Here is a 21,089-nt window from a genome sequence, read left to right as displayed (position 1 = left end):
ACATTTTTAATAAAAAGACAGAATTGATCAAATTGATTGTAGATGAAGATCCTTTCTCAAATTCCACATCTTTTTAACAGGTTATTCACACTTTCCTTTATTTTAATGTGGAAAAGTATCCAATACTCCTTTTTATTAGTTTTAACCAAGATGAATATTCTATATGATAAAACTTTTTAAAGTACTCTTATTCATTTTTGCCGGTGTTTTTATTCTCCTGATCGGTGCACTTATATATATGAAATTTGCCTTACCCAATGTAGGTCCTGCTCCGGAAATGAAAATAGATATGAGTCCGGCAAAAGTTGCAAGAGGTAAATATCTGGCCAACTATCTATCTGTTTGCATGGATTGTCACTCTGAAAGAGACTGGAATAAATTCGCAGGACCAATGGTGGAAGGCACCCTGGGCAGCGGAGGGGAAGAATTTAACCAGAAGATGGGATTTCCGGGTACATTTTATGCTCAGAATCTTTCACCTGTTGGCATTGGCAACTGGACAGACGGGGAAATTTTCAGAGCTATTACAAGTGGTGTTTCCAAAGACGGAAAAGCTTTGTTCAGTGTGATGCCCCATCCTGCATATGGCAAAATGGATGAAGATGACATAAAATGCATTATTGCTTATCTCAGAACATTAAAACCTGTAGGTAAACAAGCTCCCGAATCTAAAGCAGATTTCCCAATGAATTTCATTATCAATACCATTCCTCAAAAACCGGATTTTCATAAAATTCCTGACTCAACTGATTTAGTGGCTTACGGAAAATATATTTATATCGCAGCTTCCTGTACGGACTGTCATACAAAACAGGATAAAGGACGCAAAGTCGCAGGCATGGAAAATGCAGGAGGATTTGAATTTCCACTCCCCCATGGAGGTATTGTCAGATCTGCGAATATTACTCCTGACAAAGAAACAGGGATCGGAAACTGGACTGAAGAGCAGTTTGTAAAAAGATTTAAGGCTTACACTGATTCAGCAGCAAGGAACATGGTTGTTCAAAAAGGTCGTTTTAATACAAATATGCCATGGACAATGTATGCAGGAATGGAAGAAGCAGACCTCAAGGCATTGTATGCCTACCTCAAAACCATTCCTCCTATAAAAAATAATGTAGTATTATTTTCACCAAAAGAATAAATACTCAATTATTTAAGGGGAAAGACAACTTATTCGGAAATAGTTTTGTTAAGACATTTGAGCATTTTTGAGTAAATTGCACAGATACAACAGAAGGATTATTTAATTGATGGTTTTTACTAAAGAACAAATTCTTAAAGCCTTATCAACAGTTCAGGAACCGGATCTGAAAAAAGATCTTGTGACCTTAAACATGATTAAGGATGTTCAGACTGAAGGAAATAAAATTTCATTTACTGTAGTTTTAACAACTCCAGCCTGCCCGCTCAAAGAACTTATCAAATCTTCATGCGTTGATGCAATTCATAAACTTGTTTCCGCTGATGCAAAAGTTGAAGTTCATATGACTGCAGATGTTACATCGGCTAGAACCAGTGCCGGTCCGATGCTTCCGGGAGTAAAAAATATTATAGCCATTTCCTCAGGCAAAGGCGGTGTAGGTAAATCTACAGTTACCGCCAATCTTGCCATAGCACTGACTAAATTAGGCGCTAAAGTTGGTTTGATCGATGCAGATATATTCGGACCATCCATGCCTACCATGTTTGATCTTGAAGATGTACGTCCAAGCGTAATCCAGGAAAATGGAAAAAATTTCATCATTCCGGTAAAGCAATACGGTGTAGAATTGATGTCAATCGGCTTTCTTACTCCCCCGGACCATGCAATGGTATGGAGAGGACCAATGGCAAGTTCAGCATTGAAGCAGTTCTTTTCAGATTGCAAATGGGGAGAGCTTGATTATCTTTTAATAGACCTGCCTCCGGGAACCAGCGATATTCACCTTACTCTTGTTCAGACGGTATCCGTAACAGGTGCCATTGTTGTCACTACCCCTCAGAAAGTTGCACTAGCAGATGCACAGAGAGGATTAGGAATGTTCAGACAACCACAAATTAATGTACCCGTTTTGGGAGTTGTTGAAAATATGGCTTATTTTACCCCACTTGAACTACCTGATAATAAATATTTTATTTTTGGGGAAAACGGAGGTAAAGGATTTGCCGAAAGTAATAACGTTCCCTTATTAGGACAGATACCATTGGTGCAGGGAATCAGAGAGTGTGGAGACAACGGAAAGCCTGCAGCAATGCAAAATGACGTAATTGCAGAAGCATTCAAAGAGCTTGCAGAAGCGCTCGCTCAGCAAGTTGCAATCAGAAATGCAGAGTCTGAGGCTACCAAAAGAGTGGAAATCAAAGTTTAAAAAATTAAGTTTACAAGGCTTATAAAAGATAAAATGAATACTACAGCACCAAATTCCGGATTAATTGAAAAAGTAGAAGCTGCTTTGAACAGCATCAGACCATACCTGGAAGCTGACGGAGGTAATGTAAGAGTAATAGAGGTAACAGAAAATATGGTTGCCAAACTTGAACTTCTGGGAGCTTGCGGTTCTTGCCCGATGTCTGCTATGACATTAAAAGCTGGAGTGGAAGAAGCTATCAAAAAAGCTGTTCCGGAAATTACCAGTGTAGTAGCGGTAAATATCACGGCTCCGGACGACCCGCACGCAGTAATGCCATCAACAGTATACTAGTAGATATTCAACTTATTACAAAACAATAATACTGCTTTACTGTCGGTATTAATTTTTAATACATCAACCCAAAATATACTTTAACCGGTAAAAAGAAGGATTATATCATGAAAATAGGAATATTTTTTGGCGGACAGTCAAGAGAAAGAGAGATTTCCTTTGCAGGTGGACGTACCGTTTATGACAATCTTAATAAGAATTTATTTGAAGCTGTTCCAGTATTTGTTGACAGTGTAGGTGACTTTATCCTACTGGATTGGCAATACATATATAAAGGTACTATCAGAGATTTTTTCCCTCCGTTTAACCATCTTCCCCCTACTCCACGAGGATTTCAGATATATATCGAATCTCTGGGAGATTTAAGCATAGAAGAAAGAGAAAACGTTATTCGGCAGGTAGGAAGAAGAATTCAGCCTGATGAATTCTCAAAGCTCTTTGACTTTGCGTTTCTGGCACTTCACGGTCCATACGGTGAAGACGGGAACATTCAGGGATTATTGGAGTGGTATAATATTCCTTATTCTGGATCAGGGATACTTCCTTCTTCTATCGGAATCAACAAGATCGTACAAAAGAAACTGATGAAGAATGCAGGATTTCCGGGACCCAGAAATCTTTATCTGAAAAAAGCAGACTGGCTGAATGAAACAGACAAATCATCTTTTTTCCATCATTTTAAGAATGAACTAGGACTTCCATTTGTGGTAAAAGCTCCTTACCAGGGGTCTTCTATCGGAATCTCCGTAATCAGTAAAGAAGATAATCAGGCATTTGAAAAAGCTGTTTACAGAAGCTTTTTCATGCAACCAGTTTCAAAACAGGACTGGACTAGCCTTTCAGAAGAAGGTAAAATCAATTTCATAAGAACATTAACAGATATACGTGATGGTATTGGTCTGCCGGTAATGATCAGCGGTAATAAGATCAACCATCCGGAATACCTTTTCGATCATCTTAATTATCATTTCAGTCAGTCAGATACAACTTTGATCCTTGAAAGCCTTGACAACGAAGAAGAAATCGTTATTGAAGGTTTCATCAGTGGCAAAGAGTTCAGCTGTATTGTAGTGCAGGATGATAAAGGTAAAGCAGTAGCACTACCTCCAACAGAAATTCGTAAAGGGAACGACGTATTTGACTATCGCTCAAAATACCTTCCGGGTATGAGCAGAAAAGTTACCCCGATTGACATTCCAACCAATCAGATCGAAGGAATCAGAACAGCATGCGAGCGTCTTTTCAATGAATTAAACTTCAACGTTTATGCACGTCTGGACGGGTTCATCAATCAGGAAGGAGAAATTTTCCTGAACGATCCGAATACTACTTCGGGAATGCTTCCATCAAGTTTCTTTTTCCATCAGGCAGCAGAGATAGGATTAAATCCATCTCAATTCCTGACCTATATTATCAGAACATCACTTGCAGAAAGAATTAAAACAGGTAAGAAGACTTTTGCATTCAAGCAGTTATTGAATTCACTTGACTCAAACCTTCACAGACTGAATACTGCTACTTCAGAGAAAACAAAAGTTGCAGTAATTATGGGTGGTTATTCTTCTGAAAGGCATATTTCCGTGGAGAGCGGAAGAAACATATTTGAGAAGCTGGCTTCCAGCAAAAAATATGAGCCTGTGCCGATTTTCCTTACAGGAAATGAAGAATCACACAAGCTTTATCTTATTCCTGTAAACATCATGTTGAAAGACAATGCAGATGACATCAGAGATAAGGTCCTTTCAGCAGACTCAAAATCCAAGCATCCTGTTATACAAAAGGTGATCACTGAAGCAAAAGATATCACTGTTAAATATGCAGGTAATGCCATACTTGAGCCAAGAGAAATCAGTTACCCTGAACTGGCTGAAAAAGTTGATTCGGTATTTATTGCATTGCACGGAAGACCAGGAGAAGACGGAGTGATTCAAGGCAACCTTGAGAAATTCGGTGTTCCATATAACGGATCAGGTATTGAAAGCTCTCAGATCACAATTAATAAGTATGAGACCAACAAACTTCTCAGAGAGAACGGCGTAAAGGTTGCCAATCATAAACTGGTATTTAAAAATGAGTGGGCCAAAGATTATGACACACTTATTAAAGAAATCGAAAGCACTTTCCAATATCCTATTATTGCAAAACCAGCTGACGATGGATGCAGCTCTGCAGTAAAAAAGATTAATAACCTGGAAGAACTGACCGCTTATGCAAAATTAATCTTTGCATGGGATGATCTCAGAGATTCTGACTCTTCAAGAACTTTAAAACTGAAGTACAATGAAGAATTTCCTTGCAAAAATTATTTTCTGATAGAAGATCTTGTAAGTAAAGGTAATGCAAAACATTTCCTTGAAGTTACGGGAGGTTTGCTAACCAGATTTAATGCAAGCGGAGAAATCGAATATGAAATGTTTGAGCCGAGTGAAACCCTGGCTACAGGAGATGTACTTTCACTTGAAGAAAAATTCCTTGCCGGTGAAGGACAGAATATAACACCTGCCAGATACAGCAAAGATCCTGAAGCTCAGAAACATATTTCTTCTCAGGTGAGAGCTGAACTTCAAAGAGCTGCAAAAATTCTTAACATTCAAGGATACGCCCGTATCGATGCTTTCGTTAAAATTTATGATGATAACAGAGCAGAGACAATAGTTATAGAGGTAAACTCGTTGCCAGGTATGACACCGGCAACCTGTATTTTCCATCAGACGGCGATCAACGGCTACAAGCCTTATGATTTCATTGACAAAATACTTACATTCGGAATCGAAAGAAATAACAGAAAAGTTTTAATATAAATGATTTTTAAAGCAAACTCCTGGAAGCACATAGTTATTCATGTGATCATTATTGCAACATTATTTTTCGGACTGTTGGCCATGTTCTTTTACTTCTATCTTCCTTCTGCTACCAAGCACGGAGAAAGTATAACTGTGCCTAAACTTACCGGCATGACTGTTGCCGAACTTGAAGATTTTCTTTCTTCCAGAAATCTGAGATATCAGATCAATGACTCTACTTATGTAAGCGGATCTAAACCGCATACAGTACTTTCTCAGCACCCTCTTGAAGGATCAAAAGTGAAAGATGGCAGAAAGATTTATATTTCTGTAAGTTCATTGAATCCTCCAAAAGTTAAGATGCCTAACCTTGTAGACCTTTCTCTGAAAAGTGCTGAAATGATGCTTAAAGGTTATGATCTTGTTCTTGCCGGAACACAATATGTACCAAGCCCATACTCAAATGTGGTAATAGACCAAATAGTTGACGGAAAACATATTGAGCACGGAGCACCAGTATCAAAAGGAACCAAAGTAACATTAATGGTTGGAAATGGCACGGGTACTGAAGAAAAAGAAATACCTGATCTTATTGGAATGCCACTTGATGAGGCAAGAGTTTTACTTTCCGGAACCGGACTTTCCATTTCAGAAAAATCTGATCCTGAGTCGACTGAACCTGAAGGAACTGTAATAAGACAAAAACCTGCAGCAGGAGAAAAATTAAAAATCGGAGAAATCGTTGATGTATGGGTAGCGGGCCAACCGACTACTATAACTCGTTAAAATTATCTATATGCTAAAAAGCTTTATAAGATCTCCATTTTTTTATTTTCTTTTTACTTTTTTCCTGTTTACTGAAAATACCTGGGGGCAGATTTTTATCCGCCCCCTCGAATACGATCCTTCAAGAGGATTAAATAAAAGCTTAAGAGTGGCTGCTATTAATGATACGCTCTCTTTACCTTTCTTCGAAGACTTTTCCCAGAATATAACTACTTCTCCCGACCTTTCCAGATGGATGTCGGGTAGCGGCACTTTCATCTCTCAGGATTATGCCATGAATCCTCCTAGTGTAAAAGTAGCAACCTTTGATGGCCTCAATGCAGAAGGAATGCCTTATAACTTTTCTATACCAACTGCAGAGGGAAAAACAGACGACCTGACATCAAGACCTATAAATCTTAAATCATTAACTCCTGCAGACTCTGTCATGCTGAGTTTCTACTGGCAAAACTCTGGTTTCGGAGATCCTTCAGACAATAAAATTGATTCACTGAGACTTGAATTTAAAAATTCAGAAGAGAAATGGAAGACGGTCTGGTCCAATAAACCTCCGATCGCCGACAAATCAAATTTCTTTCAGAAAATTATTCCGATAAAAGATACCTCCTTCTTTCATGGTGGCTTCCAATTCCGCTTTACTTCTTATGGAAGACAAAGCGGATCTTTCGATATCTGGAATATTGATTACATCATCCTTGATTCCAACAGGACTCAAAGCGATACATTATTCCCAGACGCAGCTCCAATCACATTACCAACCTCCTTGCTTAAAAGTTATCAGTCAATGCCGGTAAATCAGTTTGTAGCTGGTGGAGGAAGTGCAAAAGCATCATCAAGCAATGTTCGTGTTCACAACTTAGGTATTACACGAACTCCTACATATACGAGTTATGCCATTGATAAAACAACTCAAAACATTCTTCAGACAAGAAACTTGCAGGGTGCTTTGATCGGCCCCTTTGCTCAGGCTACAATTGCATGGGATCTTGATGATATCAATGTAACAGAAAGAACTGAACCTGTTTACATTAATCAATGCTTTGCAATTCACTCCAAAGATACTATTGAGAATGGAATTGATTTCAGGGTAAATGATAGCATTTGCAAAAGCACTGCATTATCTGATTATTATGCCTATGATGATGGCACTGCCGAATTTTATGTAGGCTCAAACTCTGCCGGATCGAGATTCGCTCTGAAATTCGGGTTAACCAAACCTGATACCATTACGGATATTGAAATATACTTTCCCCGGGTTGGAATCTCATTCGACAAACAGCCTCTAACATTGAATGTATGGAGATCCATTACTATTGGTAACAACAATGAAGAGGTTCTTACGTCACAAGATATTATCATTGAATATACAAGTCTTAATACATACAAAAGATATCATCTGGCAAATCCGGTATTACTATCTGATTCCTTCTATGTTGGATACCGTCAGAACTTCGGCAATACATATCAATTGGGAATTGGCTTTGATAAGAATAATGATAACCAGAGCCATACGTTTGTGAACCTCGGAAATGAGTGGCAGAATTTTGATAAAGCTCCTGGCACTATTATGATAAGACCAGTCTTTGGAAAAGGCTTTCCTGTCGGAAATAAACCTCCTGTGCAAGAGCTTGAAGCTAATGTTTTCCCAAACCCAAGCACAGGGCTGATTAATATTTTTGGTAAAATATCAAAAGCTACTTTATATGACTTGTCAGGCCGAGTAATGGCTGAACAGTTTTATGATAATTATGTCTTCTCAGAAAACCTGATGGACATCAGTCATCTGAACAATGGCTTGTACCTCCTTCACCTTACTGACGGCAATGCGTTGACTGTTAAAAAGGTTCTACTCAACAAATAAAATTCTATTCAATCATTATAGGCTGGGGAGAAAAGCAGATTATAAAGATAATCAAAGCTACCCAGCCTAGCATTTTTCTTGAAGTGCTTAATGGTTCTTCTATCTCAGCCGGCGGATGATATATTCCCAGGAAACGCCCAAACAATAAAGCAAATACAAGATAGCCAACAGCCCCTTGAAGAGATGGCAGCATTATACTTAGGAAGAAATGAAGAGTAAAAACAACAGTAGCTATTAAGAAATTTGTAATCTTACTTTCACTGACCTTTGAAAATATTACATACAGCAAAAACAGGTAGAAAGGAGCAAATCCTATAAAGTTTTCAAAGGAACCTAATGGAACATAACTTCCAAAAATATTATCATTCGAAAAAATTCCCAATCCTCCTATAAAGACAAACAGAGTAAAAATTACAGGAGTGATCTGCCTTTGTTTTTTTTCACCTACCAGTCCATACAAAATATGCCCACCATCTGTCTGCCCTATTGGAAGCAAGTTTAATGCAGTAAAGAATAAAGCCCAAAAACCTGCAAAAAGAAATGGATAATGAATCAATTCATATGAATTAGGAACTAGTGAAGGATCTGAAGCTACATATTTCTTAAAAAACTGAAACAGTAGGTTATCCCCTATTTTATAATTTATAACATTGGGGTCAGAATTTTTTTGAGTGTATACATATTTTTCATATTCCAAACCATATTTTTGGTATTCAGGATGAATGGTAAAAATATGTTCACGAGGAGGCAAATGCGTAAAGCCATAAAACAATATAATTAAGGCAGCAACAAATCCAGCCAACGGTCCGGCAATACCGATATCAAAGATTTCTTTTTTAGACCCCAACTTACTTTTCATTCTTATGAATGCGCCCAGTGTTCCTATAAAAGTGAAAAAAGGGATGAAATAGGGAAGTGTTACTTTTACTTTATATAACCTGGCTGTGATATAATGGCCAAACTCATGAATAGTAAGAATCCCAAGAAAAGGGATTGAGAAATACAAACCCTGCAAGATCGCTTCAAAGCTTTCAGACTTTGAAGAGGTAAAAGTATAACCTGCTAAAGTAGTAGTAGTTAAAGTTGTAACAAACAGGATAAACTGAATCAGGTAAGTTTTAATTTTTTCTCTACGCATCTTTCAATAAATCTAAAATCGTCAATGGAGGATTTACCCATAAACTTGTAATTCCCGCCCTTTCAGATGCTTTTATATTATCTAAATTATCATCCAGGAAGATTGTTTCGGAGGCTTTTAAATCTTTGTCTCTAAGTACATATTCATAAATAGCGATATCCGGCTTCCTTAATAAAACCTCGTGAGAATAATACACCTTTTCAAATATCTTGTCCAGGTTCGAAATACCGGTAGTTTCATCCAATATAGCATTTACCCCTTTAATATGAATCGCATTCGTATTGCTTAGGATAAATATCCTATATCTGCTTTTTAAGCTTAGGATCAAATCTATTCTTTCCTGAGGAATGTCGAGCAACAATGCATTCCAGGCATCGTCGATCTGTTCATCTAACAAATAGTTTCCAAATTCTTTACGGATCAGATTTCTGAAGCCGTTATCATCCACCTCTCCCGTTTCGTATCTGTGCAATATTTTCTGATCCTCAAATTTCTTAAGCACCTGTAATACATCTGTATCTCCAAGTTTTGCAAAAGCTTCAAAAGTCTTTTGAAAATCGATATTGATGATTACAGCCCCGAGGTCAAAAATAATATTTTTATATTCTGAAAAATTCAATTGAAAATAGTGTTTAAATGTTTGGCAATATGAATGCAAATATGTAAAATTGCACTCCCAAATTCAAGGGGACTTGTAAAAGTCCTCTAAGGGAAGGGGCCCTTAGCTCATTCGGTTAGAGCAACTGACTCATAATCAGTAGGTGGCTGGTTCGATTCCAGCAGGGCCCACAAATTACTAAAAAGCCTGAAATTTATTCAATTTCGGGCTTTTTGTTTTTTAGTCTCTGCAAATGCAATCTGTAATAGTTTAAATATTAACCTCTTATTGGTCCGATTTTTCCTAAACTATATTCACCAGTGTGATAAGAGTAAATAACAATTTATTCATTTTTTAATTTGATGTATAAATGATACTGTACCTCATTTTATGAAATATGAAGAGTTTGATACAGTGCTTTTAAAAGCATATGCATCCTTTCTTTATAGTAATCTGAATGAGGTAATAAATAATTTCCACTTAAAAAACCTGCAAGAACTTTCAGCATATTCCCAATTAAATGAAAGTAACATTTCCAGCTTAATTGATAGTGAAATCAGAAATTATTTAAAATCTATACAAGAAGGTACCATCATAAAAGATTTAAGTCTATGGATATCCAAGACAAAAGCAAACCAGATTTCATGGATTTCAACTGAACACTTTGACTCTACTTTTATTAGACAAATATTATTTAACCGGAAATTATGCCTTATTGAATTACTTTCTAAATACACTAATGATGTTAACCTCTCAATTTTAATTATTAAGGATATAGAGTATTTATCCCTGTTTCAAGAAAGTTTAGTATTAGAATTCTCAAAATTACAATCAGTCAGAGTTGAGTCAGAATCAGAACATATTAAACCAAAAGAACAAATTTGCCAATTAGAACAATTTCTGGAGTACACCTTCTGCTACATCAATATTTATGATCTTGATATAGATAGATTAACTTATAATAATTTTAATGATAAAACAATATTTGGCTATACACCTGAAGAAGTGATGGAATCAAATTTTTCATCATTTATCAACACAATAACACACTTATTGGATAAAGAAAAAATTAAAGACAAAATTAGGAGTTTAAGTTATTTAAAAGACAAAGAAATCATTGAACTTAAGTATAGAATAATTGATAAGGTTGGAAGTACCAGGTGGATATTTTTAAAAGCAACTGTTTTTAAACGTATAGAAGAAAGAGTAATACAAGTATTGCTTTTCGAACTTGACATTACTGAATTGGAAAAGGTAAAAGAAGAAAAAGAATATATAAAAGAACAATTAAAAGAAGCTCAAGAAATTTCTCATATTGGAAATTACGATTGGGATATCATAAATGATATTATAACATACACTGATGAAGCCTATAACATATACGATTTACCCAGGCAACAGAAGAGTTTTAAGGTGGCAGATTTTACAGCACGTTTAAAACCAGAAGATGCCAAAAAGTTTGAAGAAAATTTAAATACAGCATTCAAAAATAAATCTAGCTTTCAATCCGAAAGCCAATACAGAATAATACTTCCCGACAAAACTGAAAAAATAATTCTCAGTAGTTCGAGAATAATCCGAGATGAAATAGGCCATCCAGTTCGTATGCTGGGAACGGTAATGGATATTACCATTCTGAAAGAACTCAGAATAAAGAATATGCAAATCAAGGAAAGTGAAGAACGGTATAGATTTTTGGCCGAAAACGTACCTCAATTATTCTGGACAGCAAGACCTGATGGAGGATTAGATTTCCTAAATCATAATGCATATACTTATACTGGATCATCATTTGAATTGATCGGAGATTGGAATTGGCAAAATTTTATTCACCCTGATGATTTATCCGATATGTTTGAACTATGGGTAAGAAGTTTAAGAACTGGAGTTCCGTTTGAAACTGAATTTAGAATTCGACGCTTTGATGGAATATATCGATGGCATCTGGTCAAAACAGTTGCATTAAAGAATGAAGAAGGTAAAGTAATAAAATGGATGGGTACTGCAACAGACATCGATGAACAAAAGAAATATGCTGAAGAATTGAAATCAAAAAATACTCTGCTTATTAAAGTCAATAATGATTTGGATAATTTTATTTACACAGCATCTCACGATTTAAAAACTCCCATTTCCAATATTGAAGGGCTTCTGAATGCGCTTAATGATGAAATAAATGAAGATGGTAATGTTAGTGTCTTTCTAAGCATGATGAAAACTTCGGTGGAGAAATTTAAAAAAACTTTATTAGACCTCACTGAGATCAGCAAGGCGCAAAAAAGCGGAGAAGAACCATTTGAAGAAATTGACATAAAGGAATTGTTAGAAGATATAAAATCATCGTTGGAAATTCAGATCAATACAACGCAAGCTGAAATAAAAACAGAATTTGACTGTTGCAGTACAATACGTTTTTCCAGGAAAAATCTAAAAAGCATTATTTATAATCTATTAAGCAATGCTCTTAAGTTCAAGGCACCCCAAAGGCGTCCAGAAATTTTCGTAAAAACGAGAATTGAAGATGGTTGCATTGAGCTTTCAGTTAAGGATAATGGACAAGGATTTGATATAAAACAAAAAGCAAAAATTTTTGATATGTTTAAAAGACTACAATCCGAGGCAGAAGGCACAGGAGTGGGCTTGTATCTGGTAAAAAGAATAATAACCAACTCAGGAGGGAAAATTGAAGTAGAAAGTGAAATAGGAAAGGGTTCTGTTTTTAAAGTTTACATTCCAATGGAGAGGTAATAATATATCTATATATACAGATTATGTCTTCTTACCTTTCCACGCCTTGCTTCTACAATAGAGACATTGGCTAAATATGGGGCTGCAGGAGAATGATTAATGGAAATCTTACTTAATTTTCAAGCAAGTCATATACCATAAAAGTTCGATAATTTCCTAATTAGCCCCACAAAAGTAAGCCTTCAATTTTCCAATTGAAGGCTTTTTTTTGTACTCAAGTCCATAATGAAGCCCAATTCCTGGCATTTGTAAGCATACTTTAACAATTATTTCACTTCGCCTCACTGCTATCTTCAGCTACCTCACCCATTACTTCAATAGGTTCAATCAGTTTGCTTCTCTTCGGAACAGAACAATTTTTATTCTTAACTTCCTTATTCTTTACCTTCATTGTATCCACAGTTAGGACTGGTTTACCCATAACAGATTCAGGTAGTGCATTAGGATCAAGACTTTGGTGCATTGTGCCAGAACTATCTTTTATCTCATTCTTCTGAAGCTCCACTTCACCGGTAGTCCTATTTTGGCATCCCATCATAACAAGAAGAATTCCAATTATAAAATTTAAAGAGTTTTTTAATATCCGAGTTGAAAATCTTGTATCTATGAATACAAGAATACTATTCAGCGACCTTTCTAAATATGATTGATTTTTAACAACCTGGTCTGACTTAAAATAACCACAGACTCTTTTTCCTGAATTTTGCCTTATATAATTTAATATCTCTTCTTCTTTTGCATTGGTAAAGTCAACAACAACCTTATTGCATGAATTGCAATGTTTCCCTTGCTCTTTCGGTGTCATCTTATTCCAGTCTTCGTAACACGGCTTTGGTATGATTATACCCTTGGACATAATTGATTATAATTATAGTTCTTTATATCTGAATAAAATTTGCTTTCTTCAATTTACATATACGAAAACATTTTTCAAACAGCTAAGCATACTAGCCAATTTAAATTTTAGATTACATATAAAATTATTCCACTTTTATTAAACCAATCCTAATTTCTTTCCATGATCACTTTCCTTATACAAAGGATGGCTCTTCATTTTATTAATCATCTTGTGCAAGAACTCTAGCATTTTTTCTCTTTTATCATTTTCATCATTAAGTCTCCTTTGAATAAGGTCATTAGTTACATCAAAGATTAGAGCATTTAATGATGCAATTTCAGCAGGAGTAATCCCTAATACTACTCCTACTGTTGTTAAATGGAGTGAATAATTTCTTAACCATTGAATCAACTGTTCATCTTCTTTTGGTATATAGTTCATAATTATATTTTTAGTTATGCTATTCCCAACTTCCCAAAACGGAGAAACTAACACTATCACTTTGGGTCTCCATATCTATCGGATAAATGATCTTATACTCTTTCATATCTATAGTGCTGGATGCGATAAAACCGGTTGATTCTCCCCACAACTGTATACTGATATGATCTTCTTTATACAGATGTATCTTAAGCTGCTTGTCCAATGCAAATGTAGCAGGAAGTGTGAAGTCACTTGGATATTTTCCGGTAGTACCTAAAACTCTATTTCCAGAGCTTCCATTCACAACTTTAACAGTCAGATATTGTGAAGGGAAATTTACGTTTCTGAATGAATTCAGCTTAATTGTTTTCATTGTAAAAATATACCTGTCCTTCTTACAGCTTACCGACAATAGAGTTATAATTATAAGTATCCAGATCTTATTCATGTTAATTTTAATATTTTTAGTTCATCATTATGATATTGCATACCTATTCGACATATACTAACCAAGTATCAAAAAGGAGAGGGCTGTTTTTTTGTAAGAACCATGATTGTCTTGTTTATATATGGAAAGAAGGCAACAAGTATAATTGTAAGTATGAGCATCAGACATATCATCTCATAATAATCAATTGCAAACCTTATCTGGGTCTGCACATTTAAAGTATTTACAAGCATCTTATTACTCATCCTGGAGGTCTTTTCGACTGAAGCACCATGAATAGATAACACGTGATTAATTTTATGTATAGACTGAATCAAAATAGGATTTTGCTTTGATACATGCTCCTGAAAGGTATTATAATGAGTACCCTTTGAAAGCAGCTCAAAATAGTTAATCAGGGCAATACTCAGATAAAAGCCAAGACACCTCATAAACAAACATATCCCTGCAGCTGAAGCACTTAGCTTCTCAGGGACTGATGCAACAACATAAATTATAGTGGGAGTCATAATCAAACCAACCCCTAATCCTTGAAGGATTAGGGGAATGAAAAACTCGCTTTCATTTGCCTGAGGAGTAAACAGCCAAATCATCCAAGTATGAAAGACAAGTAATATTGAAAAACCATAAATCCATAAAAGCCTGATGGGACGCTTTGCTAGCACAAACACACAGGAAATTATCACTCCTCCAATTATTCCCCCGATGTTCATTAAAGTAATGTATCCTATATTTATGGGATCAAGTTTTAATACACTCTGAAAATAATTTGTAGTGATACCAAAGGCAAAGCGACATATGTAAAATATCAACATAAGAAAGAGGCCCACTTTAAAGTTCCTAAACCGAAAGACTTCCAGATTAAAATAAGGACGTTTCGCAAAAGATTGTCTTATCACAAATAAAATCAGAATGATGAAGATCGATACGACACACCAACGAATTATAGTATCTTCCAGCCAATAGTATTGTTGACCATAAACCATTATATATCCTACTAAACAAAGGAAAACGGCATAGAACAAAAAGCTTTCCCAATCCAGTTTGTACAATGGAAATTTCACATTAATTCTGACATCATTCATCAGCAGCAATAGCAGGCCCAGAGCAGGAAGATAAGAATACATCACACACTTATAGAGCGTATTAAAATTAAATGAATCTACAATTTCTGAGGTAGCAAAATTATTAAATGGTATCATACATACCAGCATACCAAAAAATATAGAATAACCTATTGTCCTTGCTCTTTCAGAATGAAGCCTCATGAATATCAAAGTCAGAGCAAGATTTACTGTCATTGTAAATGCCATTCCCTGAACAAATCTGAATATAAACAATATCAGAGTTTTGTCCGTCACAAAGCATATATATGAGCTCAGCAACTGAACAAACGTAATAATCACAAAATATTCCTTTGCAGCAAGAAAGCTAAAGAATCTTCTTTCAAGAGAAAAAAAACTAGCATAACCTGCATAAAACAAAACCACGGAATAATATACATCATATGTCTCCATGCCGGTATTACCGGCAGAAGCATTTAGATTCGTCAAAGGAAGAAAGAAAAGAACAAGGCCAGGAAGGAGGACCATAAAGAGGGTAACTTTAACTAACCATTCAGGCACCCACATTTTGAACAAGAAACTTTTCTCGACCATATTGTTTACTTTTTGGCTACTGAAACATTCACATTCATTCCGGCCTTAAGAAGGTTTACATCTTTAACAGATCCTGTTACTCGTATTCGGACAGGAATGCGTTGAACAATCTTCACATAGTTACCTGTAGAATTATCAGGAGGAAGCAAAGAAAAGCTGGAACCTGTAGAAGGGGACAAAGAAATTATGATGCCTTTAAATATTTTACCAGGAAAAGCATCTGCAGTGAACTGAGCTGTATCTCCAACTGCCATTGATTTGATCTGAGTTTCTTTATAGTTAGCCACTACCCACTTATCTGTCTCCCTGTTTACTATATAACCGAGAATCTCACCTACATCAATCATCTGCCCTTTTTCAATAGTCCTTCTCCCCATAACTCCATCATAGGACGCTGTTATAACAGTATATGAAACGTCAAGCTTATGCCTCTCAAGCAAGGCTTCCAGTCTCTTTATCTCTGCTCTTACTACATCCTTCTGAGCAGTTGCATCTTCTATCTGTGAAAGTGAAGCTTCATAATCCTCTTCGGCTGATAGTCTTTCAGCTTTTGCAACATTATATGCAGCTTCAATAGCTTCCAAATGCTGCTGCGTGGCTGATTCTGTAGCTACCAGTTTTTTATATCTAGTAAATTCAAGTTCCCTTTTCCATAGTTCAGCATCAGCTACAGCTATCTTTGAGAATTTAACCTGTGCCCCCCTTTTTAAAGTTACAATTCTTACTTCAAGCACTTTCAATTGAGCATGGGCATTTAACAAAGCAGCTTCCGTCTGTGCCTGTTGAATCTTATATTCCCTGTTGTCTATAAGAAGAAGCGTATCCCCTTTTTTAACAGGTTGGTTTTCATCAAACTTCACTTCTACAATAAATCCTCCTGAACGAGAAATAATCGGGTTAATATATTCCTGTACCTGAGCATCGTTGGTTGTCTCATTTTTATACAAATCCCAAAGCGTAAGAACTCCCCAGATAAATAAAACAACTCCAATCCCACCTGCTATCCATGCAGTAATCCTGGTGATCAGCTGATCTGTTAACGTATATTGACTTGCCTTTTTCATTAAAGATTACCTAATATATTTTGAAGCTTATAATATTGAATTTGTGCATCCATCCGAGAAGAGGCATACTCAAACTGTGTCTGCAAAGCCTGAATATCCGCATCCAGTAAATCTGTTATTAAAGCAGCCTGATTGAAAAAATTATTTTTTACTATTCGTGCATTTTCTGCAGCCTGATCAATATTGGCTTTTGCAACATTTATCCTAACAAGTGACTCTCTGAATCTTAGTAAAGCTTCGTAAACATCCTGCCTTATCTTATCTTCTGTGTCATGATGTTCTAATTCTTCTTTCTTCAGATTCAAACGAGCCAGTTTGTTTTTGGGCTTATTTATATATAATTCCGAAACCGGAAGACTGGCTTTAATCCCAACTACACCTAGAGTATAGTTACTGGGAGAATATGGAAAAAGAAATATCTGTGGGTTTGCAAGCCAGAAATCTCCATATAGTCCGATCTTAGGTCTCGTCGCTGCTTTTGTGTATTGAAGCTGAATATGACTGATCTCTTCCTTCTTCTCCGATATATGATAAACAAAAGACTTTGACATGGCCTCTTCCAAATATGCATCGTAAGTCTTTAATGGAAGTATTTCAGGATTAATAGTTTCTTCAGGCAAGACAGCAACAGTATCGGCAAGACCTATAAGTATATTCAGCTTTTGATTAGCTATTGCAATGTTATTTTCAATCTGAACAAGGAGCAATTTCTGATTAGAGAGTTTCAACTCCACCCTTAAGGCATCACTCTTTAAAACCACACCATTAATAAGTAGTTGCCTTATCTCTGCTAGCTGCTTCTCCTGATTTTCAATATCCTTTATCATCAAATCTTTAAAAATCAGATTACGCTTAAGGTTTAAATAATAAACAGAGGCTTGTAACTTAATATCTGAAACAGTGTATTTTCTTTGTTCCATAGCTATTTCATATAAAAGTTTTCTTTTATCAATGGAGAGGTTTAACTTATTTCCATCATACAGATTAAGATAGAAATCCGTACCTAATCTATATAATGTATGAATAACCTCATGTTGCTCAGGTTTATTTAAAAGACCATTGGTGTACACTGCAAGATTTGTGGCATGCTCAATATGTCCCCTGAGTTGAATTTCCGGAAGTCTTTCATATTGCTCCTCTTTTATTTCTTCTCTTCCAATAGATTCTTCGAAATAAGACAATTCAATCTTTTTACTATTCTCAAGAGCTTTCTGCCATACGTTATCCATGTAAAGAGGAATGGGCACATTAAGAGAATCTTGAGAAAAAACAGGGATAGTAATTGAAATTAAAATAAGAATACTTAAGACACTTATTTCTCTAAGACAGCTAAACATTCTATAACTTTTTTACGCTGTAAAGTTATTTGTCTTTTATAATTCAATTTTATCCAAAATGGACTAATATTAGTTGATTCCAGCCAAACGTTTTTTTAAGAAATTTTGTAAAATTTTTCATTCCTTATCAAGGATGTTTTTATAGATTGCATCGTTCTTTAATATATAATTTTATTCCTATAACATGAGTCTGATTGCTAGTTTACCGGATATCGACAAGCGTCCTGCATCAGTATATGTCATGCATGAACGATCAGAAAAATATATCCCTAATCATAAACATGCAAAGGGACAACTATCTTATGTTGAAGGTGGAATAGCTTATCTTGAAATCGACAACAGAAGATACGTCATCCCTGCAAGACATTATTTCTGGATTCCTACAGGATTGTCACATGTATTAAAGATAGGGCATTCAGGAACAGTTCTAAGGTCATTATTCTTTTACACACATGATGACAATACCTCTCCTTTTTATTCTCAGATGGGAATTTATCCGATTAATGACCTTCTGATGCAGATGATAAAATATTCAGAGCCTTGGGATGGCCATATTTTACCTGGCGATAACAGGTTTCTATTTTTATCGGCTATAAAAAATATCTTACCTGAAATCAGTTCTAAAAAAATCCCAATCGCACTGCCTTTTACAGAGCATGAAAGAATGCTTCCTATACTCAAATATCTGGAGAAAAATATTGGTGATCTGCATTCACTTGAAAGTATCAGTGATAGATTTGGTATAAGCGAAAGATCATTATCAAGACTTTTCCAGCAAACATTGAATATGTCATTCCTTCAATATTTAAAACTACTGCGTATGGTAAGAGCGATTGAATTAATGCTGCAGACCAATCTATCACTAAGTGAGATTGCATATACAGTAGGGTATCAGAGTCTTGCTTCTTTCAGCAGCACTTTTCTGAAATTAACCAACTACAGGCCGTCTGATTTCAAAAAAGAAAAATAAAGTATAGCTATTTAATGTACCCAGAATGTATCAGGCCATTCAAAGGAAACATCGGGAAGTTCCGGCATTATGAATACAATGCTTCTATTCTCCATTCTTTCTTTCAAATTGAGGAACAAAACATGCTCTTCAAATCTAACATGACTTTCCAATACCTCTTCAATAAGACTGAGTGATTCTTCTATATTACCGTTGTTCTCAAACAATCTTTTTAATCGTTTATGTTCGGAAACTGCCCGTTTAACCAAAAGATTATCTTTTTCAAAAACAGTAAAAATATATTTCTCTTCCAGTTCAAAATGAGGTTTTAGATATTCATGATAAAATAAGTCAGTATAAATCTTGATTCTCTTTATTTGCACCCCATGTAAAAGTCCTATCCTTATTCTGTAACACAATTCAAGAACAACTCGATGCTCCTGTTTTAAATGGTCCAGGATATGACCACAATCAAAAATTTTATTGACCATTGGATGTAAAGGTTAAAATTTAGAAATCGATATTATCTGTATAATATTGATGCTGTTAGTTGACTATAAACCAGAGAAAGACTTAATATCTGATCTTCATTATGCTATGTATACTTTTTGATAATTTCAGCTATAACTTGTTTTCGTTTCATTGTCATTTAATTTGAAAAGTTTTAATCCAAATATGAATAAACACAAAACCTTTATTCCCTCAAGTGCCAGATAACAAAAAGAACTGCTAAACCTATTCTTTCCGATCATAAAAATTACAGAATTATTCATATAAGGAATAACATTGGAAGTCTGAATACTCAGAATAATAAAGGGGATAATAAACAAAGTATATAAAGGAAAGACCTCTTCTATATTTGAATAATAAGTAGTGCCTATTATCAACAATACAAAGAACCATTCAAGATTAGTCATAGTATTATAGATCAGGTCTGACAAAAACAATTCAATAGAGGTCGTTACCACTGCTGGCTTCAACTCAATCCATATTTCTAGAAAGTCTATTGCACATACAAATCCAAGCCATAGAAAAACACTTATCAGAACAATAGGATATTTTACGATTACCATATAGCATAACTTTTATAGTTTACATAGTAATTGTAAATATATCCGAACTTTCAACTCATTACATTATTCAAAATAGACTAAATATAGCTTAATCCCGCCAGGAATGGCTTCATTGAAAAGTTTGTTTTGAAAAAGGAACAGTCTTGTATAAAGGCCTATTGAACAACTAAGTTATTGGAGTTATTTTAATGATGATATGATATAGCCAACTGAAAAAATAATATAAATATACCTTAGGGATGAATGTAAAGAAATACAAAGATCTATTCCCCTTTTATCAAACTATCGAGTGCTCTGGTGACCTTTGGTTTGCTGATATCTTTTAATGTATACTGATTAAGATATTCATAGAATGCATACAATGCGCTTTTAAGAACAGATTTAAAGCCACAGCTATCAGCGAGTAAGCAAGGTGGTGTATCACAACCGACTAATTCTTCCTCCATTTCAAGTAAGCGAATAAGGTCACCGATCTTATACGTTTCGGGTTTATCTGCCAAATATAAGCCTCCTCCTCTTCCTCGTTGGGCATCAAGTATTTTATTATTAGAAAGAAACTGAACCACTTTAGCCACATGATTTCTGGAAATCCCAAACCTTTCAGACAACTCCGTAATGGTTGTTGCTTGCATGTTTGAGGGCTTACGTGAGATATACATCAAGATACGCAATCCATAATCAGTAAATTGATTCAGCTTCAT

The 21,089-nt window shown here is 35.4% G+C and carries 19 protein-coding genes and 1 tRNA gene; 9 read left to right on the top strand and 11 right to left on the bottom strand.

Annotated features, from left to right (window positions below; genetic code table 11):
• Positions 1-163 precede the first annotated feature (163 nt).
• The 6 genes from K350_RS0107270 (at position 164) to K350_RS0107245 (ending at position 8,114) form a co-directional block, all read left to right on the top strand.
• Positions 164-1,144, top strand: a complete 981-nt coding sequence (locus tag K350_RS0107270; RefSeq protein ID WP_028979337.1) for a c-type cytochrome — start codon at positions 164-166, stop codon at positions 1,142-1,144.
• 109 nt (positions 1,145-1,253) lie between these two features.
• A complete protein-coding gene (locus K350_RS0107265) occupies positions 1,254-2,351 on the top strand; it encodes an Mrp/NBP35 family ATP-binding protein (protein WP_028979336.1) in 1,098 nt (365 codons plus the stop codon).
• Between the two features lie 33 nt (positions 2,352-2,384).
• Complete coding sequence (locus K350_RS0107260) at positions 2,385-2,684, top strand: NifU family protein (RefSeq protein WP_028979335.1); 300 nt, start codon at positions 2,385-2,387, stop codon at positions 2,682-2,684.
• A gap of 107 nt (positions 2,685-2,791) precedes the next feature.
• Positions 2,792-5,485 carry a D-alanine--D-alanine ligase family protein gene (locus tag K350_RS0107255; protein WP_211236726.1) on the top strand — a complete coding sequence of 898 codons (2,694 nt, stop codon included), beginning with the start codon at positions 2,792-2,794 and terminating at the stop codon, positions 5,483-5,485.
• Positions 5,486-6,253 carry a PASTA domain-containing protein gene (locus K350_RS0107250; RefSeq protein ID WP_028979333.1) on the top strand — a complete coding sequence of 256 codons (768 nt, stop codon included), beginning with the start codon at positions 5,486-5,488 and terminating at the stop codon, positions 6,251-6,253. It begins immediately after the preceding gene.
• Positions 6,254-6,263: 10 nt separating this feature from the next.
• Positions 6,264-8,114 carry a T9SS type A sorting domain-containing protein gene (locus tag K350_RS0107245; protein WP_028979332.1) on the top strand — a complete coding sequence of 617 codons (1,851 nt, stop codon included), beginning with the start codon at positions 6,264-6,266 and terminating at the stop codon, positions 8,112-8,114.
• Between the two features lie 4 nt (positions 8,115-8,118).
• Here the strand turns inward: K350_RS0107245 and K350_RS0107240 are convergent, their stop codons facing one another.
• Together K350_RS0107240 and K350_RS0107235 are read right to left on the bottom strand one after the other, a co-directional pair.
• Positions 8,119-9,252 (bottom strand): site-2 protease family protein, encoded by a 1,134-nt coding sequence (locus tag K350_RS0107240; protein WP_028979331.1) that lies wholly within the window; start codon positions 9,250-9,252, stop codon positions 8,119-8,121.
• Positions 9,245-9,871 (bottom strand): HAD family hydrolase, encoded by a 627-nt coding sequence (locus K350_RS0107235; RefSeq protein WP_028979330.1) that lies wholly within the window; start codon positions 9,869-9,871, stop codon positions 9,245-9,247. The genes K350_RS0107240 and K350_RS0107235 overlap by 8 nt, the downstream gene beginning before the upstream one ends.
• A 96-nt stretch (positions 9,872-9,967) precedes the next feature.
• Between K350_RS0107235 and K350_RS0107230 the strand changes: the two genes are divergently transcribed.
• Both K350_RS0107230 and K350_RS30910 read left to right on the top strand, forming a co-directional pair.
• Positions 9,968-10,041, top strand: a tRNA-Ile gene (locus K350_RS0107230).
• A 199-nt stretch (positions 10,042-10,240) separates the two neighbouring features.
• Positions 10,241-12,598 carry a sensor histidine kinase gene (locus tag K350_RS30910; protein WP_051312951.1) on the top strand — a complete coding sequence of 786 codons (2,358 nt, stop codon included), beginning with the start codon at positions 10,241-10,243 and terminating at the stop codon, positions 12,596-12,598.
• 271 nt (positions 12,599-12,869) lie between these two features.
• Here the strand turns inward: K350_RS30910 and K350_RS0107215 are convergent, their stop codons facing one another.
• The 6 genes from K350_RS0107215 to K350_RS0107190 form a co-directional block, all read right to left on the bottom strand.
• Positions 12,870-13,454 carry a hypothetical protein gene (locus K350_RS0107215; protein WP_028979329.1) on the bottom strand — a complete coding sequence of 195 codons (585 nt, stop codon included), beginning with the start codon at positions 13,452-13,454 and terminating at the stop codon, positions 12,870-12,872.
• A 138-nt stretch (positions 13,455-13,592) separates the two neighbouring features.
• Positions 13,593-13,877 carry a hypothetical protein gene (locus K350_RS0107210; RefSeq protein WP_028979328.1) on the bottom strand — a complete coding sequence of 95 codons (285 nt, stop codon included), beginning with the start codon at positions 13,875-13,877 and terminating at the stop codon, positions 13,593-13,595.
• Between the two features lie 19 nt (positions 13,878-13,896).
• Entirely contained in the window at positions 13,897-14,232 is a 336-nt protein-coding gene (locus K350_RS0107205; protein WP_028979327.1) for a hypothetical protein, read from the bottom strand.
• A gap of 143 nt (positions 14,233-14,375) precedes the next feature.
• Positions 14,376-15,965, bottom strand: coding sequence for an MFS transporter (locus tag K350_RS0107200; RefSeq protein WP_028979326.1), 1,590 nt, complete (start codon positions 15,963-15,965; stop codon positions 14,376-14,378).
• Positions 15,966-15,970: 5 nt separating this feature from the next.
• On the bottom strand, positions 15,971-17,029 hold the full coding sequence (locus K350_RS0107195) for an HlyD family secretion protein (RefSeq protein ID WP_028979325.1): 1,059 nt from the start codon (positions 17,027-17,029) through the stop codon (positions 15,971-15,973).
• Entirely contained in the window at positions 17,029-18,366 is a 1,338-nt protein-coding gene (locus K350_RS0107190) for a TolC family protein (protein ID WP_037574485.1), read from the bottom strand. The genes K350_RS0107195 and K350_RS0107190 overlap by 1 nt, the downstream gene beginning before the upstream one ends.
• A gap of 184 nt (positions 18,367-18,550) precedes the next feature.
• Between K350_RS0107190 and K350_RS0107185 the strand changes: the two genes are divergently transcribed.
• The gene (locus K350_RS0107185; protein ID WP_028979323.1) at positions 18,551-19,336 is read left to right on the top strand and encodes a helix-turn-helix domain-containing protein; all 786 of its coding nucleotides are present in this window, start codon (positions 18,551-18,553) and stop codon (positions 19,334-19,336) included.
• Between the two features lie 11 nt (positions 19,337-19,347).
• Here the strand turns inward: K350_RS0107185 and K350_RS27835 are convergent, their stop codons facing one another.
• The 3 genes from K350_RS27835 to K350_RS0107170 all read right to left on the bottom strand — a co-directional run bounded on the left by K350_RS27835 (position 19,348) and on the right by K350_RS0107170 (position 21,089).
• Positions 19,348-19,806: a hemerythrin domain-containing protein gene (locus K350_RS27835; RefSeq protein ID WP_051312950.1), complete on the bottom strand. Its 459-nt coding sequence runs from the start codon at positions 19,804-19,806 to the stop codon at positions 19,348-19,350.
• Between the two features lie 126 nt (positions 19,807-19,932).
• On the bottom strand, positions 19,933-20,388 hold the full coding sequence (locus K350_RS0107175) for a hypothetical protein (protein WP_028979322.1): 456 nt from the start codon (positions 20,386-20,388) through the stop codon (positions 19,933-19,935).
• A 263-nt stretch (positions 20,389-20,651) separates the two neighbouring features.
• Positions 20,652-21,089 (bottom strand): RrF2 family transcriptional regulator, encoded by a 438-nt coding sequence (locus K350_RS0107170; RefSeq protein ID WP_028979321.1) that lies wholly within the window; start codon positions 21,087-21,089, stop codon positions 20,652-20,654.

Source organism: Sporocytophaga myxococcoides DSM 11118 (assembly GCF_000426725.1).
In the GTDB taxonomy this organism is placed as follows: Bacteria; Bacteroidota; Bacteroidia; order Cytophagales; family Cytophagaceae; genus Sporocytophaga; species Sporocytophaga myxococcoides.
Note: the sequence above shows the minus strand (reverse complement) of the source record. Positions and strands in the feature narration are given on the sequence as shown.